General features: G+C 51.1%; 18 protein-coding genes. 14 read left to right on the top strand and 4 right to left on the bottom strand.

The features are described from left to right. Positions 1-22 precede the first annotated feature (22 nt). The 4 genes from QLH52_RS15385 to QLH52_RS15370 all read right to left on the bottom strand — a co-directional run bounded on the left by QLH52_RS15385 (position 23) and on the right by QLH52_RS15370 (position 4,686). Positions 23-934, bottom strand: coding sequence for a response regulator (locus QLH52_RS15385; RefSeq protein ID WP_319962154.1), 912 nt, complete (start codon positions 932-934; stop codon positions 23-25). Positions 935-1,414: 480 nt separating this feature from the next. Beyond that, positions 1,415-3,802: a Lon protease family protein gene (locus QLH52_RS15380; RefSeq protein WP_319962153.1), complete on the bottom strand. Its 2,388-nt coding sequence runs from the start codon at positions 3,800-3,802 to the stop codon at positions 1,415-1,417. A gap of 8 nt (positions 3,803-3,810) precedes the next feature. Further along, entirely contained in the window at positions 3,811-4,419 is a 609-nt protein-coding gene (gene ribA, locus QLH52_RS15375) for a GTP cyclohydrolase II (RefSeq protein ID WP_020484109.1), read from the bottom strand. A 27-nt stretch (positions 4,420-4,446) separates the two neighbouring features. Next, positions 4,447-4,686, bottom strand: a complete 240-nt coding sequence (locus tag QLH52_RS15370) for a DUF7230 family protein (protein ID WP_319962152.1) — start codon at positions 4,684-4,686, stop codon at positions 4,447-4,449. A gap of 54 nt (positions 4,687-4,740) precedes the next feature. Here QLH52_RS15370 and mnmG point away from each other — a divergent pair, with 54 nt between their 5' ends. The 14 genes from mnmG (at position 4,741) to atpG (ending at position 15,056) form a co-directional block, all read left to right on the top strand. Further along, positions 4,741-6,609 (top strand): tRNA uridine-5-carboxymethylaminomethyl(34) synthesis enzyme MnmG, encoded by a 1,869-nt coding sequence (mnmG, locus tag QLH52_RS15365; protein ID WP_319962151.1) that lies wholly within the window; start codon positions 4,741-4,743, stop codon positions 6,607-6,609. Between the two features lie 40 nt (positions 6,610-6,649). Further along, complete coding sequence (locus tag QLH52_RS15360) at positions 6,650-6,862, top strand: hypothetical protein (protein ID WP_033156962.1); 213 nt, start codon at positions 6,650-6,652, stop codon at positions 6,860-6,862. Then, positions 6,852-7,115, top strand: coding sequence for a type II toxin-antitoxin system RelE family toxin (locus QLH52_RS15355; RefSeq protein ID WP_033156961.1), 264 nt, complete (start codon positions 6,852-6,854; stop codon positions 7,113-7,115). Before QLH52_RS15360 ends, QLH52_RS15355 begins: the two co-directional genes overlap by 11 nt. 40 nt (positions 7,116-7,155) lie before the next feature. Next, positions 7,156-7,431, top strand: coding sequence for a hypothetical protein (locus QLH52_RS15350; RefSeq protein WP_319962150.1), 276 nt, complete (start codon positions 7,156-7,158; stop codon positions 7,429-7,431). Positions 7,432-7,503: 72 nt separating this feature from the next. Continuing rightward, positions 7,504-8,124: a 16S rRNA (guanine(527)-N(7))-methyltransferase RsmG gene (gene rsmG / locus QLH52_RS15345; protein ID WP_319962149.1), complete on the top strand. Its 621-nt coding sequence runs from the start codon at positions 7,504-7,506 to the stop codon at positions 8,122-8,124. Beyond that, positions 8,117-8,893 (top strand): ParA family protein, encoded by a 777-nt coding sequence (locus QLH52_RS15340; RefSeq protein ID WP_171696985.1) that lies wholly within the window; start codon positions 8,117-8,119, stop codon positions 8,891-8,893. The genes rsmG and QLH52_RS15340 overlap by 8 nt, the downstream gene beginning before the upstream one ends. Then, a complete protein-coding gene (locus tag QLH52_RS15335; RefSeq protein ID WP_319962148.1) occupies positions 8,890-9,738 on the top strand; it encodes a ParB/RepB/Spo0J family partition protein in 849 nt (282 codons plus the stop codon). The genes QLH52_RS15340 and QLH52_RS15335 overlap by 4 nt, the downstream gene beginning before the upstream one ends. Positions 9,739-10,048: 310 nt before the next feature. Next, a complete protein-coding gene (locus QLH52_RS15330) occupies positions 10,049-10,417 on the top strand; it encodes an ATP synthase subunit I (RefSeq protein WP_319962147.1) in 369 nt (122 codons plus the stop codon). Positions 10,418-10,434: 17 nt separating this feature from the next. After that, complete coding sequence (gene atpB / locus QLH52_RS15325) at positions 10,435-11,199, top strand: F0F1 ATP synthase subunit A (RefSeq protein WP_319962146.1); 765 nt, start codon at positions 10,435-10,437, stop codon at positions 11,197-11,199. Between the two features lie 42 nt (positions 11,200-11,241). Continuing rightward, positions 11,242-11,526 carry a F0F1 ATP synthase subunit C gene (gene atpE / locus QLH52_RS15320; protein WP_020484117.1) on the top strand — a complete coding sequence of 95 codons (285 nt, stop codon included), beginning with the start codon at positions 11,242-11,244 and terminating at the stop codon, positions 11,524-11,526. An 84-nt stretch (positions 11,527-11,610) separates the two neighbouring features. After that, positions 11,611-12,084 (top strand): F0F1 ATP synthase subunit B, encoded by a 474-nt coding sequence (locus QLH52_RS15315; RefSeq protein WP_026602690.1) that lies wholly within the window; start codon positions 11,611-11,613, stop codon positions 12,082-12,084. 3 nt (positions 12,085-12,087) lie between these two features. Then, positions 12,088-12,618, top strand: coding sequence for a F0F1 ATP synthase subunit delta (locus tag QLH52_RS15310; protein ID WP_319962145.1), 531 nt, complete (start codon positions 12,088-12,090; stop codon positions 12,616-12,618). 21 nt (positions 12,619-12,639) lie between these two features. Further along, positions 12,640-14,181: a F0F1 ATP synthase subunit alpha gene (gene atpA, locus QLH52_RS15305; RefSeq protein WP_033156956.1), complete on the top strand. Its 1,542-nt coding sequence runs from the start codon at positions 12,640-12,642 to the stop codon at positions 14,179-14,181. An 11-nt stretch (positions 14,182-14,192) separates the two neighbouring features. Continuing rightward, positions 14,193-15,056 (top strand): F0F1 ATP synthase subunit gamma, encoded by an 864-nt coding sequence (atpG, locus tag QLH52_RS15300; RefSeq protein ID WP_171696980.1) that lies wholly within the window; start codon positions 14,193-14,195, stop codon positions 15,054-15,056. Positions 15,057-15,065 lie beyond the last annotated feature (9 nt).

The following is a 15,065-nucleotide window of genomic DNA, read 5'->3' as shown; positions in this document are numbered from 1 at the left end:
CCAGCTTGTTTAAGCGCAGAACCTAGGTCGGTAAATTAACGGTGGCAATGACTTGATTGCCGTTTCCAAGGTATTCCAGTGAGTCGAAACTCAGCATTCGCGACAAGGCTATGCCGCGGCCATGCAGATCGGAGGCGCGTTCCGGGGAGAAATCCAGGTAAGGAGATGGATCGAAGCCTTTGCCCTGGTCTTTGATGGTAAAGATGGTCTGAGTGGGTGTTCTAACGATTTTAACCTGCACGAATTTGTTTTTATATTCGGGCAAACCCAGTCGGCGCTCGATTTCTTCCCGCCAACAACCTTGACCTACCAATTCGGTTTTTTCTTGATAACTAATGCCCAGATTGCCATGCTCGACTGCGTTGAGCAGCAATTCGGAAAGCCCGGTGGCGACCTTTTCCGGGTTGCATGACAACCCGGTCAGCAGTGCGGTCAAGCCATTGACCTCGCTCAAGGTCCGGAAAGAAAACTCCGCTTTTCTCAATAAACCCAGCGCCACCTTTTTGTTGCTAATCCGGGTTCTCAAAGTCTTGTGGCGGCGGCTGTCTTCCAGCGCTGCCGCTACGAAAGCCAGTAAAATTTTTTCGTCGTAGGGCTTGGTGAGGTAATGGTAAACCCCGGCTTGAATGCCTTCCACGATCGACTCCCGCGATGATTCACCGGTCTGGAAAATAACCGGCAGATCGCTAAAGCGCGGGTCAGCTTTGATCTTGGCCAATAAGGCCATTCCATCCATCTGCGGCATGTTGCGGTCGGTAACCACAATGTCAAACGGCTTTTCGCTGCTGTTCAACATCTGCCAGGCTTCGAGCCCGTCCTCGGCGGATTGAACTTCGTAACCGGCAGATTGCAGATATGTGCGGAGGATGTCCCGCATCAGTTTCACATCGTCGGCGATGAGGATGCTGGCTTTATAGTCGGAATTGGATTTCAACGCCAAATCTCCTTGAGGCTACGGATAATACAAACATTTTAGTAGCCCTGGCCTCATAGACAGTCTGCTGTGATAGAAAATAGCGTTTCGAAACAAAGTTTAGCGGCCAATCCCCATTTTGCCCACACAGTGAGTATCGATAATTTATTTTTGCGATTTTTCAAATATATGTTAAACGAATCACAAAAGCATACGGGCAAAAATGCCGCTTGCTTTTGGTGCGGCCCTGTTCGGCCTGTCATGGCTGAATCGCAAGCGCGATATGGCCTAGCTTGCGATAACTTTTTTGTATTCTAAGCTGCTTGGTTAGCCTTATCCGAATGTCTTCGATTAAGGCTAACCAGGTTTATTGAAGCCCGCGTTTTTAAGATCTAGCCCTCACGCATGTCTCAGCTGTAGTGAGCATTTTCAATCGGTTGCCACCGACTGCACGGGTTGTATCTTGCTGCAATCTTGGTTGATGAGCCGAGCGACACGGCGTTATGCCCCGGTCTCGGTTTCCTTATCCTCGTCCACCGACATATCGGAAATTTCCTTTAAACGGGCGACGGCTTTGAAATTGACGCTGCCTTCCGGGTACTGGCCTTCCGCATTGATAGTGCCGGCTTCTTGTCCGGTGAGCAGGCTCAAGGCTTCATCGACGCTGGATACGGTGTAAATGGCAAATAGGCCTTGCTCGACGGCATCCACCACTTGCTGTTTCAGCATCAAATTGCGTTTGTTCGATGCCGGAATGATCACGGCTTGTTTGCCGGTCAAACCGCGCGCCGCGCACAGTTCGAAAAAGCCTTCTATTTTCTCGTTGACGCCGCCGATGGCTTGCACTTCGCCGTACTGGTTGATCGAGCCGGTCATGGCAAAGCCTTGTTGAATCGGCGTGCGCGTCAGTGCGGAAATCAGGCAGCACAGCTCGGCCAGCGAGGCGCTATCGCCGTCGATGTGGCCGTAAGACTGCTCCATGGCAATGCTGGCAGAGATGGCCAACGGAAATTGCTGGGCATAGCAATGGCCGAGATAGCCGCTCAAAATCATCACGCCTTTGGAATGGATGGGTTGCCCCAGTTCCACTTCGCGTTCGATATCGACAATGCCTCGGGAGCCCGGATGCACGGTAGCGGTAATCCGCGCCGGCGCGCCGAAGCTGCTGCCGCCGATGTCCATCACGGTCAGGCCGTTAACTTTACCGATGGCTTCACCGTCAGTGTCGATCAGAATGGTGCCTTCCAGCATTTCTTCCAGAATCGCTTCGGCGATGCGGCCGTTGCGTTGCTCACGCGCCGATAGTGCCAGTTCGATCTCGGCCTTACCGATGTTGGCCGCGTTGGTTTGGCCGGCCAACAAATTGGCTTCGGCGATGATTTCCAGGCAGCTGTTCACGTGAGCGGACAGGCGTTGCTGGTTTTCGGCTAAGCGGCAGCTGTATTCGATCAAGCGCAGCAAGGCGCCATCGGTCAAGGCTTTGGCGCCGGAGTCGGCGGCGTGGCGTTTTAGCAAGGTCACAAACTGGCTAACGTTGTCCGGGCTGCGTTTGATGTGGTCATCAAAGTCGGCCAGCACCCGGAACATTTCGTTGAATTCGCTATCCAGCTCTTCCAGTAAATAGTAAATATCGCGCGAGCCGACCAGGATGACTTTGACATTGAGCGGGATGACGCCGGGTTTAAGCGTGATGGTGTTAATGCCCAGCTCGGAATATGGCGACTCGATTTCGATGCGGCCGGCTTGCAGTGCGCGTTTCAGGCCTTCCCAGACGAAGGGATAGGTCAGGACTTTTTCCGCGTCCAGGATCAGATAACCGCCGTTGGCGCGATGTAAGGAGCCGGGGCAAATGCGCCGGTAACTGGTCACCAGCGTGCCTTGGTCGCTGATGTACTCGATGCGGCCGAACAGGTTCTGATAGATCGGATGCGGCTCGTAAATCACCGGTGCGCCGTTGCCATCGTGTTTGCAATCCACCAGGATGTTGGGCAGGTATTGCTCGATCAAAGCCGCGCGTTTGGCGATGATCTCTCGGCTGTCCTGGCTGCGGCTGGGCATCAGCAATTCGCCGATGGTGTTGCTCAGGCTTTTTTCGATTTCCGCCAAGTAGGTGATGACATCGTCGACGTTCTGATATTTTTCGTTCAATTCGGCCAGCAAGGGTTCCAAGGCTTGCTTGATGGTGTCGTTATCAAGTTGGCGAATTTCCTCCACCAATGTCCGGCGCCATTGCGGCAGTTCCAATAAGACATCGCCGAGAAATTCTTCCAATTCTTCGGTGTGCTGATGGAAGGCATCCCGTTCGGCCTGCGGCAGCAGGGTGAACTGATCTTCGTCCAGTGCTTTATCGTTGCGGATTGGTAGAAAAGTGATGGTGTCGCTGTCACGATATAGCGCTACGCTCATCTCCCGGGCTTTGGCGTCGACCAGGTCGATGGCGGCGTTGTAACGCTGGTTAAAGCGGCGCTCTATCGCCGTCTTTTTTTGTTGGTAACTCGGGCTTTCGAAGGCGGCGGGAAAGGTGGCCAGCACGTCGTCGATCAGCTTTTCGATGTCCTTGGCAAAAGCATGCCCTTCCCCGGATGGCAGTTCGATAGCCACCGGCTCGCGCTGATTCTCGAAGTTATCGACGTAGGCATAAGACAGCGGCGATTCTTGTTGTTCGGCATAGGTGCTTAAATAATGGCTGACCATGGACAGGCGGCCGGTGCCGGGGTCGCCCATCACGAAGATGTTGTAGCCCGGCGCCTTCATCGCAATGCCAAACGCTAAAGCGGATTGAGCGCGCGTTTGGCCGAGGATGACGTTGTGTTGTGCGCTTGGCACGGCACTGGGCAAGTCAATCGCCAGCTTTAGGGCCGAGACCGGCAATTTCAATTGTTCAAGCATGATGCGGGTTATTTGCTGTTAGGCATCGACAGCATGTGGCTCATGCGTTCGGCTTTGGTTTTCAGATATTCAAGATTGTCTTGATGAATGCGGGTTTCGATGGCGATGCGGTTGTTCACCTTGATGCCCAACTTGGTCAGTTCGTCGATTTTCAATGGATTGTTGGTGATCAATTCGATAGAGCGGACTTGCAAGCTATTCAAAATCAGCGCGGCAATGTCGTATTGGCGTTCGTCGGCCAAATGACCTAGCTTGATATTGGCATCCACGGTATCCAGGCCCTGGTCTTGCAGGTTATACGCCTGAAGTTTTTTCAGCAAGCCGATGCCGCGGCCTTCCTGACGTAGATAAATCAGTACGCCGCAACCGGCGGTATTGATAAGATCCAGCGCCATGTCCAGCTGTTCGCCGCAGTCGCAACGCCGTGAGCCCAGCACATCGCCGGTAAAGCACTCGGAATGGATGCGGACCGGCACGTCTTCCTTGCCTGCTACCTCGCCTTTTACGAAGGCGACGTGTTCTTTTTTGTCGAGGCTGTTGCTGTAGTAGTGCAGGATGAATTCGCCGTGTTTGGTGGGAATTCGGGTTTGAACTTTATCTTCTATGCTTGCTTTCACTGCTGTGGGAGTCCTCAATCTGCGGCATTAAGCGGCAAGTGCCCGCTTCTGCTTGGCAGCAGAAGCGATGGCCACTGGCCTGGAGCCTTTCGTAATTGCTGAGTTGGCAACGATTACGAAAGGCTCCAGGCCAGCGTGTTTGGCTTTGCGGCGATAGCGGGTTTTGTCGGCGAAAACCTGCGCTTTGTTGAACTGATGGGCGAATTTCGCCACCGGGTTTTTATTGGGCTTGTCTTGCAAGTCCTTGTTGGGGTTTTGTTTTCTCATGCTTTTTTCTCCGCAAGCTATTAAAATAACGTTTTATTTGAACATAGATTGCCTGTGAAATTCCAGAAAGACTTTGATGTGATAGTAGTGGGTGGTGGCCATGCCGGTACCGAGGCAGCCTTGGCTGCTGCCCGTTCTGGGGCGCAAACTCTGTTGTTATCGCAAAACATTGAGACCCTAGGGCAGATGAGTTGCAACCCGGCCATCGGCGGGATTGGTAAGGGTCATCTGGTCAAGGAGGTGGATGCGCTGGGCGGCATTATGGCGCAGGCCATCGATAAAGGCGGCATCCAGTTCCGTATCTTGAATGCCAGCAAAGGCCCGGCGGTACGGGCGACCCGGGCGCAGGCGGACCGGATGCTTTACAAGCAAGCGGTGCGCACAGCGCTGGAAAATCAGCCCAATCTGGCGCTGTTTCAACAAACCGTATCCGATCTGATCGTGCAGGGCGACCGGGTGACCGGTGTCAAAACCCAGATGGGGCTGGAGTTCAACGCCAGAGCGGTGGTGTTGACCGCCGGTACTTTCTTGGCTGGCCGTATCCACATAGGCTTGGAAAATTACAGCGGCGGTCGGGCTGGGGATGCCGCATCGATTGCCTTGGCCGAGCGTTTGCGGGAGCTGCCGTTTCGTATTGGCCGTTTGAAAACCGGTACCCCGGCGCGTATCGACGGCCGAACCATCGATTACAGCAAGTTGCAGGAACAGCACGGCGACACGCCGCTGCCGGTATTTTCCTTCATGGGTAGCCGCGAACAGCATCCGCGGCAAATTTGCTGCCATATCACCCGCACCAATCAAGAAACCCACGACATCATTCGCTCCGGTCTGGATCGGTCGCCAATGTATTCCGGCATTATCGAAGGCGTGGGGCCACGTTACTGTCCGTCCATTGAAGATAAGGTAGTGCGTTTTGCCGACCGCGATTCACACCAGATTTTCGTCGAACCGGAAGGCTTGACGACCAATGAAGTTTACCCGAACGGCATTTCCACCAGCTTGCCGTTCGATATTCAGTATCGGTTTATCAGGACCATGCTCGGTTTTGAAAATGCCGAAATCGTCCGTCCCGGTTATGCCATCGAATACGATTTTTTCGATCCGCGCGATTTGAAAACCTCGCTGGAAACCAAGCATATGAACGCACTGTTCTTCGCCGGCCAAATCAATGGCACCACTGGCTACGAAGAAGCTGCTGCCCAAGGCTTGATCGCCGGTTTGAATGCGGCGCGTCTGGCCAAAGGCCTGGAAAGTTGGTGTCCTGGCCGTGACGAAGCCTACATCGGCGTAATGATCGATGATTTGATCACGCGCGGCACCGCCGAGCCGTACAGGATGTTTACCAGTCGCGCCGAATATCGTTTGCAACTGCGCGAAGACAATGCAGATCTGCGTTTGACTGAACAAGGCCGCGAGCTGGGCTTGGTTGACGATGCCCGGTGGCAGCGCTTTGAAGAAAAGCGTGAAGCCATCGCCAATTTACAAGGCAAGCTGGCAAAAAAATGGATACGCACCGAATCTGATGAAGCCGCACTGGCCGAGCAATTGTGGGGCAAAAAGTTGCTGAAAGAAGCCAGCCTGATGGAAATGCTGCGCCGGCCGGAAGTGGATGTCGAGAATCTGCTGCGTTTCAGCGATGAAGCCGAAATCGATGAGCAAGTGGCCGAACAGGTGGCGATCCAAGCCAAATATGCCGGTTATATCGATCGTCAGCAAACCGAAATCAACCGTACTCAACGTTACGAACACTTGAAGTTGCCGGAAAATGTCGATTACAGCCTGGTCTCTGGGCTCTCCAATGAGGTCAGCGAAAAGCTCAAAAAACAACGCCCGGAAACCTTAGGGCAAGCCTCGCGGATTCCGGGTATTACCCCGGCGGCGATTTCGTTGTTGTTGGTGCATTTGAAGAAGAAAAGCGCTTGATAATCTGCCAAGACATTAGCCCACTTTAGGAGCGTATGCGATGATTGAATTACCTGCCAATGTCGAAAGCCGCCTGATTCATGCCGCGCAAGACGAAGGTCAAAGTCTTGCGCAATTTGTTGACCGCTTGCTGGAAAGTTATCTGGAAGACAAGGCCGATGCGCAGACTGCGGAAGCCGCCTACCGCGATTTCATCGCCAGTGGCGAAGCCTCGATACCTTTGGACAAATTAATCGCCGAGCATGGGGTATAGGGTCGAATTTACCCCCAAAGTCGCCAAGCAATTCGCCAAACTGGACGCCACCACCAAAAAGCGGCTGCAGGATTACTGGTTAAAATTGCAAGTGCTCGACGACCCGCGTGCTAACGGCAAAGCCTTGCAAGGGCCTTTGGCGGGGTTGTGGCGTTATCGCGTTGGCGATTATCGAATTCTGGCACGGATAGTCGATGACCGGCTTTTGATTCTGGTGGTAGGGTTGGATCATCGTTCCTCGGTTTATAACTAAGGATTGTCCACTGTAAAATATGGGAGCTAGGAACAATTTAATGATTCAGCATGAAAAGCAATATCTTGAGTTTATTCAGAAACGCGGTGTTGGTGCAAATGATCATGTTGCTTCGTCACCAGATTCGTATATCTCCTATCTTCGCTCAGTAGCAACGCTTATTGGGCAAGAGATAACGCCGTCGTTACTCAAATCAGAGGAAGATATAAACAACATCGTGCAAAAAATCACTAGTCAAAGGGAGCCAAAAACAATTCGCAACTACTGTTCCGCAATGCGCCGGTATGTTGAGTTTGTTTTGGAGCTAAAGCTTTAAATGTTCGAAATAACGCGAGTTCTGACGGGGGTCGCTTTGAAAAGGCTTGCCTGGATTTCATTTTGAATTGACATGGATTCACTTATCACCCGTTTAAATGCCGGCCTTGCCGATCTTGCGCTGCCTGAGCCACAAGTCACTTGCTTGCTAGCCTTCATAAAACTAATTGAAAAATGGAACAAAGCCTATAACCTGACGGCGGTGCGCGATCCGCTGGAGATGGTCAGTCTACACATTGTGGATAGTTTGGCGATTCTGCCGTATCTTCATGGTTCGCGTGTTGCCGACATCGGTACAGGTGCCGGCTTGCCAGGCATTCCGTTGGCGATTTGCCGGCCGGATTGTCATTTCACCTTAGTCGATTCCAACTCCAAGAAAACCCGCTTCGTCCAGCAGGCTTTGCTGGAGTTGAAGCTGAAAAATGTTGAGGTCGTGCATAGCCGCGTTGAACTGCTGGAGCCGGCAGAATTATTTTCCACTGTGCTTTGCCGGGCGTTTGCCAGCATGCCGGATATTCTGCAACTTACCGGGCATTTGCTGGCGGAGGACGGTGTACTGCTGGCGATGAAAGGTCAGCAGCCCGAGCAGGAACTGATAGACTTGGCCGCAACATACAGCGTGATTCCGCTGACGGTGCCCGGCATAGACGCCGAACGCTGCCTGATTCGACTGGAGAAACCCAAGCATGGCTAAGATTATCGCGATTACCAACCAAAAAGGCGGCGTCGGCAAAACCACCACTAGCGTCAATCTGGCGGCGGCATTGGCGGCTACCAAGCGCAAGGTGTTGTTAATCGACCTGGACCCGCAAGGCAATGCGGCGATGGGCTGCGGCGTGAATAAGGAAGAAATCGAATATTCCAGCTGCGAGTTGTTGCTGGAGGAAGTGCCTGTTTCGGAAATCGTCGTGAAAAACAAGCAGCTGGGTTTTGATTTGATTCCCGGCAATGCCGATTTAACCGCTGCCGAAGTGCAGCTGATGAGCGCGCAGCATCGTGAGCGGCGCTTGGCCGACGCTTTATTGGCTATAAAAGATCAGTACGACTATATCTTGATCGACTGTCCTCCATCGTTGAACATGTTGACCTTGAATGCGATGGTGGCCGCCAACAGCGTGTTGATTCCGATGCAGTGCGAGTATTATTCGCTGGAGGGATTGTCTTCACTGATGTCCACCCTGCGCAGCATCCGCGATAGCGTCAATCCCGGTTTGTATCTGGAAGGTATCCTCAGAACCATGGTGGATAGCCGTAGCCGCTTGGGTAAGGATGTTTCCGACCAGTTAATCGAATATTTCGGTGACAAAGTCTTTAGGACTACTATCCCCAGAAACATTCGTCTGGCTGAGGCACCTAGCCATGGCGTGCCGGTGTTGGCTTACGATAAAGCTTCACGCGGCGCGATGGCATACATCGCGTTGGCGGGTGAAATGATCAGAAAAGAAAAAGCGGCAAAAAAATGATGCAAAAAAAACGCGGTTTAGGGCGAGGTTTGAGCGAGTTGCTGGGCGACGTGAGCGCGCCGGTGCCGGGAAAATCTCAAGACACGCAAAGTTTGCCCATCGAGTTTTTGCAGCGCGGCAAGTATCAGCCGCGCAAGGACATGGATCCGGAGAAGCTGAAGGAGTTATCCGATTCGATTGCCGCGCAAGGCATTATCCAGCCCATCATCGTCCGCAAAATAGATAGCGAAAAATACGAAATCATCGCCGGCGAACGCCGTTGGCGGGCGGCGCAATTGGCCGAGTTGCAGGACGTGCCGGTATTGATCAAGGACTTGGATGATCGTTCGGTAATGGCGATAGCCTTGATTGAAAACATTCAACGCGAGGACTTGAATGCGCTGGAAGAAGCCGAGGCTTTGCACCGTTTGCAGGACGAATTCGAACTCACCCATCAGCAGATCGCCGCCGCGGTAGGCAAGTCGCGCACCACGGTCACCAATTTATTACGCTTGCTGGAGTTGGCTGGCGAAGTGAAAGGCATGTTGGGCAAGGGTTTGCTGGAAATGGGGCATGCCCGCGCATTACTAGGGCTGGACGAAGCCAAACAGGTTGAAATCGCCAATAAGGCCGTCAAACAGGGCTTGACCGTCAGAGCGGTAGAAAAGTTAGTGCGCGAACAGCATGAAGATAAGCCTGCGGTAGTAAAAAAAATAGATCCGGATACCTTGCGTTTGCAACGCGATCTGAGTGAGCGGACCGGTGCCAAGGTGGAAATCAATCATCAGAGCAGCGGCAAAGGTAAATTGATTTTTACTTACACCAGTTTGGAAGAGCTGGAAGGCATCATAAAGAAAATCAATTGAGTGCTTCGGGGCTGGCAAATGTCGTATTTCGGTCATGGTTCGGTGCTTTGTCGGATTTGCTACAATGCCGTTTTGGGTAACATTGCAGAAAATCAATATGTTACGAAATGGCATGCGTATTGCTGTAAGCGTTGGGATTGAGAGTTTAGAATACATCTGTAGCGGCTAGGTGTGGACAGTGGGCTCGTTGGGATAGTCTTGCCAAATCAACAAGGTGGCGACGCTGGTTGCTTCTTGCTGAACGTGCTTACCTTGCTTTAGACGTGCTGGCTGGATATAATCGCCCAGCTCAAGACGAAAGGGGAAGTACATGACAGCTAGAAATGATTTTTCTACTGTCAGAAAAGTAGTTTTTGGACAAGTCCTGATGGCTGCATTAGTGGCGTCGGGATTTTTATTGATAGGCGGTTGGAAAAGTGCAGTGTCTCCGTTATTCGGAGGGTTTGTGGCTTTACTGCCCAATCTGTATTTTGCCTACAAAGTCTATCTGGCCAAGGATTTGGGCGCGCAGGGTATCGTTAATGCATTTTATGCAGGCGAAACGGTTAAGTTAATTTTGACGGTAGCCCTGTTTTCTATCGTTTTACAGATTCCCTCTGTTGATTTCTTAACGCTGATGGTGGGTTACATCGCAGTGTTGTCGGTTTTTTGGTTTGCGCTGTTTTTGTGGCGTGATTAGTTTTTTAGCGAGGACAAATGAGTACTGAAGGTGGCGCAACCGGTTATATAGTCCATCACTTGACACCGTTATCGGTGGGTGAGGGATTTTGGACATTGCATCTGGATACCTTGTTTTTCTCCGCGTTTTTGGGCGGATTGTTCATCCTGTTTTTCAAAACTGTAGCGGAAAGAGCGACATCCGGCGTGCCTGGCTTGGCGCAAAATATTGCGGAGACCTTGGTCGAATTCGTAGATACCCAAGTTAAGGACAGTTTTCATGGCCGTAGTCCTTTAATTGCGCCGTTGTCGTTAACGATTTTCTGCTGGGTGTTCATGTGGAATGCCATGGACATGTTGCCGGTGGATTTGTTGCCGATGATAGGCAGTTTGATGGGCATGGAATACATGCGCGTGGTGCCGAGTACCGATTTGAACGGTACCTTTGCCTTGTCGATCAGCGTATTCGTCCTGATCTTCTTTTACAGCATCAAGGTTAAAGGCTTGATGGGGTTTGCTAAGGAAATGACTTGCACTCCTTTCGGCCCGAAAATGATGCCGTTCAATCTGCTGCTGAAAACAGTTGAAGAATTGGCGAAACCTATCTCGCTGGGCCTGCGGTTATTCGGTAACTTATATGCCGGTGAGCTGGTATTTATCCTGATCGCTTTGCTGCCACCTATCGTTCAGCCATTGCTGGGTTTTCCTTGGGCGGTATTTCACATCCTGGTTATTACCCTGCAAGCCTTCATATTCATGGTGTTAACCATTGTGTATTTGAGCTTGGCGCACGAAGATCATTAATAGTTTTATTTTCAACTTTCATATCAATATTTAGGAGACACTATGGAACTCGCATCATTAATTGCCAACGTACAAGGCTTCACCGTTATCGCAGTTGGCATCATTTTGGGCTTGGGCGCAATCGGTACTGCTATCGGCTTCGGTCTGTTGGGTGGTAAATTCCTGGAAGGCGCTGCTCGTCAACCTGAGTTGGTTCCAATGTTGCAGGTCAAAATGTTCATCATCGCCGGTTTGCTTGACGCGGTAACCATGATCGGTGTTGGTTTGGCTTTGATGTTGACCTTCGCAAACCCATTCCTTTCAGCCGTTCAATCCGTCGCGGGTTAATTAAGCACTTATCGGTTAGGTGCGATCGGTCAGTACCTTTCGCAGTACCGATAGAATGACAACGGCATTACGAGGAAAGCATCAATGAGCATCAATGCTACTCTGATCGGGCAGATGATAACTTTCACACTTCTGGTTTGGTTTACCATGAAGTATGTCTGGCCACCGATCATTGCCGCTCTGGAAGAGCGCAAAACCAAAATTTCCGAAGGTTTGGCCGCGGCCGAGAAGGGCCAGGAAGAGATTAAATTGGCCGAGAAAAAAGCCAAGAGCCTGCTGAAGGAAGCAAAAGAACAATCGGCGGAAATCGTCAGTGCAGCGCAAAAACGCGCCAATCAGCTGGTTGAAGAGTCGAAAGATCAAGCCAAAAAAGAAGGCGAGCGTTTGCTTGAAGCAGCAAAAGCCCAGATAGAGCAGGAAATGCTGCAAGCCAAAGAGAGCTTGCGCAAGGAAGTATCCTCACTGGCTTTGCGTGCCGCTGAACAGATTTTGAAAGAAGAAATCGACAAAGCCAAGCATCAAGACATTCTCAGCAAAGCAGCGGATCAATTGGGTTAAGCAATGGCTGAGTTATCGACATTAGCAAGACCTTACGCGGAAGCAGCTTTCAAGCGTGCCAAGGAAACGGGGTCGTCCAAACAATGGTCCGATTCGTTGACGTTTTTGTCTTTGGTTATCCAGGATGAGGCATTGGCTGCCATTGTTAAAAATCCTCGGGTTGGCAAACAGCATACAGCACAGCTGATTCTGGATATTTGCCAGGATCAGATACATGACGAAGCCAAGAATCTTCTGAAAGTGTTGATAGAAAATGACAAGCTGCCCTTACTGCCGCAAATTTCGGTGATGTTCGAGCAGTACAAGGCGGACGATGAAGGCTACGCCAATGTGGATTTATACAGCGCGTATTCTCTGACAAAAGCCGAGCAAGGCAAGTATGTCGCCATGCTGGAAAAGCTTTTGAATAAAAAGGTCAATGCATCCGTTTCTGTCGATAAATCGTTAATTGGGGGCATCCTCGCTAAAGCGGGCGATAAAGTCATCGACGGTTCTATCAAAGGCCAGCTTCATCAATTAGCTAAAAGACTTTAAGAGTTAGAGCGGGAAAATAAAATGCAATTAAATCCATCAGAAATAAGTGATCTGATCAAAAAGAAGATCGAGAACTTCGACGCCCATGTTGAGGCACATACCGAAGGCACCGTAGTCAGTGTCACCGACGGTATTGTTCGGGTTCACGGTCTGTCGGAAGCAATGCAAGGCGAAATGCTGGAATTCCCTGGCGGCTCTTACGGCATGGCTTTGAACCTGGAAAGAGACTCGGTCGGTGTGGTAATGCTCGGTGCTTACCAACACATCACCGAAGGCGATACCGTTAAATGTACCGGTAGAATTTTAGAAGTGCCGGTGGGTGAAGCATTGTTGGGCCGTGTGGTCGATGCCTTGGGTAACCCTATCGACGGTAAAGGCGCCATCGAAACCAAATTGAGCTCCCCAATCGAAAAAATTGCCCCCGGCGTTATTGCCAGACAATCGGTAGATCAACCGGTGCAAATCGGTTTGAAAGCGATTGACTCGATGATTCCGGTTGGTCGCGGCCAACGTGAGTTAATCATCGGCGACAGACAGACCGGTAAAACAGCCATTGCGATTGATGCAATCATCAATCAAAAAGGTACCGGCATTAAATGTATCTATGTCGCTATCGGCCAAAAACGTTCTTCTATTGCCAACGTGGTTCGCAAACTGGAAGAGCACGGCGCGATGGAGCACACTATCATCGTGGTGGCTTCGGCCTCTGAATCGGCAGCGCTGCAATTTATTGCACCCTACACCGGTTGCTCAATGGGCGAATATTTCCGCGACATTGGTGAAGATGCGCTGATCATTTATGACGATTTGACCAAGCAAGCTTGGGCGTATCGGCAAATTTCCTTGCTGTTGCGTCGTCCGCCAGGTCGTGAAGCCTACCCTGGTGACGTGTTTTACATCCACTCACGTTTGCTGGAACGCGCTGCGCGTATTAACGCGGTTGAAGTCGAAAAACTGACCAACGGAAAAGTAAAAGGCAAAACCGGTTCATTAACTGCATTGCCGATTATCGAAACCCAAGGCGGCGACGTATCGGCTTTCGTACCGACCAACGTAATCTCCATCACCGACGGCCAGATCTTCCTGGAAACCGGTCTGTTCAATTCGGGTATTCGTCCTGCGGTTAACGCCGGTCTGTCAGTATCTCGGGTTGGCGGCGCGGCACAAACCAAGATCATCAAAAAGCTGGGCGGCGGTATTCGTCTGGATTTGGCGCAGTTCCGCGAATTGGCGGCGTTTGCGCAGTTCGCTTCCGATTTGGACGAAAGCACACGCAAGCAAATCGAACGCGGCCAACGGGTTACCGAGCTGATGAAACAAAACCAATACGCGCCGATGTCGGTTGCGGACATGAGTGTTTCCTTGTACGCGGCTAACGCTGGATTCCTTGATGGTCTGGAAGTTAAAAAAGTCCGCGATTTCGAAGCGGCCTTGCTGGACTTCATGCATGCCGACGAATCTGCTTTGATGGCTAAAATCAACGAGAAAGGCGACTACAACGACGACATTCAAAAAGGCATCCACAATGCCATTGAACGTTTCGTCAAAACCGGTAGCTGGTAAAGGGTCCGCACATGGCTGTTGGCAAAGAGATACGTACCAAGATCGCGAGTATTAAAAATACTCAGAAGATTACTCGGGCCATGGAAATGGTGGCGGCGAGCAAGATGCGTAAAACCAAAGACAGAATGCAGGCCACCCGGCCTTACGCGAAAAAGATAGGCCAGATCATCAAACATCTGGCTTATGCCAATCCCGAATACAAGCATCCGTTTTTGATCGAACGCGAAGTGAAGCGCATCGGCATCATCGTAGTGAGCTCCGATAGAGGTTTGTGCGGTGGTCTGAATGCCAACTTGTTTCGAAAAGTTTTAGGCGAAATGCAGCAATGGCAAAGCCGCCAGATCGAAGTAGACGTCTGCACCATCGGTAGCAAAGCGGCGGGTTTTTTCAGCATGATCAAAGCTAACCTGATAGGACAAGTCTCGAAATTGGGGGATACACCGCATCAGAGCGAAATTATCGGCACGATCAAAATCATGCTGGATGCGTTCGCCGCCGGTGAAATTGACGAGTTGTTTTTGATTAGTAATGACTTTGTAAACACCATGACACAAAAACCGGTGGTGCAAAAATTGTTGCCGGTTGCTGTGGGTGATTTGGCTGAAGAGTCCAAAGGTCGCTGGGATTACTTATACGAACCTGATGCTAAAGAAGTATTGGACAGTTTATTGATCCGATATGTGGAATCCGCGGTTTTCCAAGGTTTAGTGGAAAACAACGCCTGCGAGCAGGCTGCCCGAATGGTGGCAATGAAAAGCGCATCCGATAACGCCGGGAATATCATTAAAGAATTGCAACTGGTTTATAACAAAGCCAGACAGGCGGCAATTACGCAAGAGATTTCCGAAATCGTGGCCGGCGCTGCTGCTGTTTAGTGCATCAAG

Origin of the sequence: Methylomonas defluvii (assembly GCF_033949435.1) — a bacterium.
Classification (GTDB): domain Bacteria; phylum Pseudomonadota; class Gammaproteobacteria; order Methylococcales; family Methylomonadaceae; genus Methylomonas; species Methylomonas defluvii.
This window is presented reverse-complemented; position numbering and strand designations above follow the sequence as displayed.

Excerpts from the sequence above, each read along its gene's own strand:
- QLH52_RS15340 (WP_171696985.1), top strand. The coding sequence starts at position 8,117 with ATGGCTAAGATTATCGCGATTACCAACCAAAAAGGCGGCGTCGGCAAA.
- QLH52_RS15310 (WP_319962145.1), top strand. The coding sequence starts at position 12,088 with ATGGCTGAGTTATCGACATTAGCAAGACCTTACGCGGAAGCAGCTTTC.
- QLH52_RS15370 (WP_319962152.1), bottom strand. The coding sequence starts at position 4,686 with ATGAGAAAACAAAACCCCAACAAGGACTTGCAAGACAAGCCCAATAAA.
- QLH52_RS15380 (WP_319962153.1), bottom strand. The coding sequence starts at position 3,802 with ATGCTTGAACAATTGAAATTGCCGGTCTCGGCCCTAAAGCTGGCGATT.
- rsmG (WP_319962149.1), top strand. The coding sequence starts at position 7,504 with ATGGATTCACTTATCACCCGTTTAAATGCCGGCCTTGCCGATCTTGCG.
- QLH52_RS15315 (WP_026602690.1), top strand. The coding sequence starts at position 11,611 with ATGAGCATCAATGCTACTCTGATCGGGCAGATGATAACTTTCACACTT.
- atpE (WP_020484117.1), top strand. The coding sequence starts at position 11,242 with ATGGAACTCGCATCATTAATTGCCAACGTACAAGGCTTCACCGTTATC.
- atpG (WP_171696980.1), top strand. The coding sequence starts at position 14,193 with ATGGCTGTTGGCAAAGAGATACGTACCAAGATCGCGAGTATTAAAAAT.
- QLH52_RS15355 (WP_033156961.1), top strand. The coding sequence starts at position 6,852 with ATGGGGTATAGGGTCGAATTTACCCCCAAAGTCGCCAAGCAATTCGCC.
- atpB (WP_319962146.1), top strand. The coding sequence starts at position 10,435 with ATGAGTACTGAAGGTGGCGCAACCGGTTATATAGTCCATCACTTGACA.
- atpA (WP_033156956.1), top strand. The coding sequence starts at position 12,640 with ATGCAATTAAATCCATCAGAAATAAGTGATCTGATCAAAAAGAAGATC.
- QLH52_RS15335 (WP_319962148.1), top strand. The coding sequence starts at position 8,890 with ATGATGCAAAAAAAACGCGGTTTAGGGCGAGGTTTGAGCGAGTTGCTG.
- QLH52_RS15330 (WP_319962147.1), top strand. The coding sequence starts at position 10,049 with ATGACAGCTAGAAATGATTTTTCTACTGTCAGAAAAGTAGTTTTTGGA.
- QLH52_RS15350 (WP_319962150.1), top strand. The coding sequence starts at position 7,156 with ATGATTCAGCATGAAAAGCAATATCTTGAGTTTATTCAGAAACGCGGT.
- QLH52_RS15360 (WP_033156962.1), top strand. The coding sequence starts at position 6,650 with ATGATTGAATTACCTGCCAATGTCGAAAGCCGCCTGATTCATGCCGCG.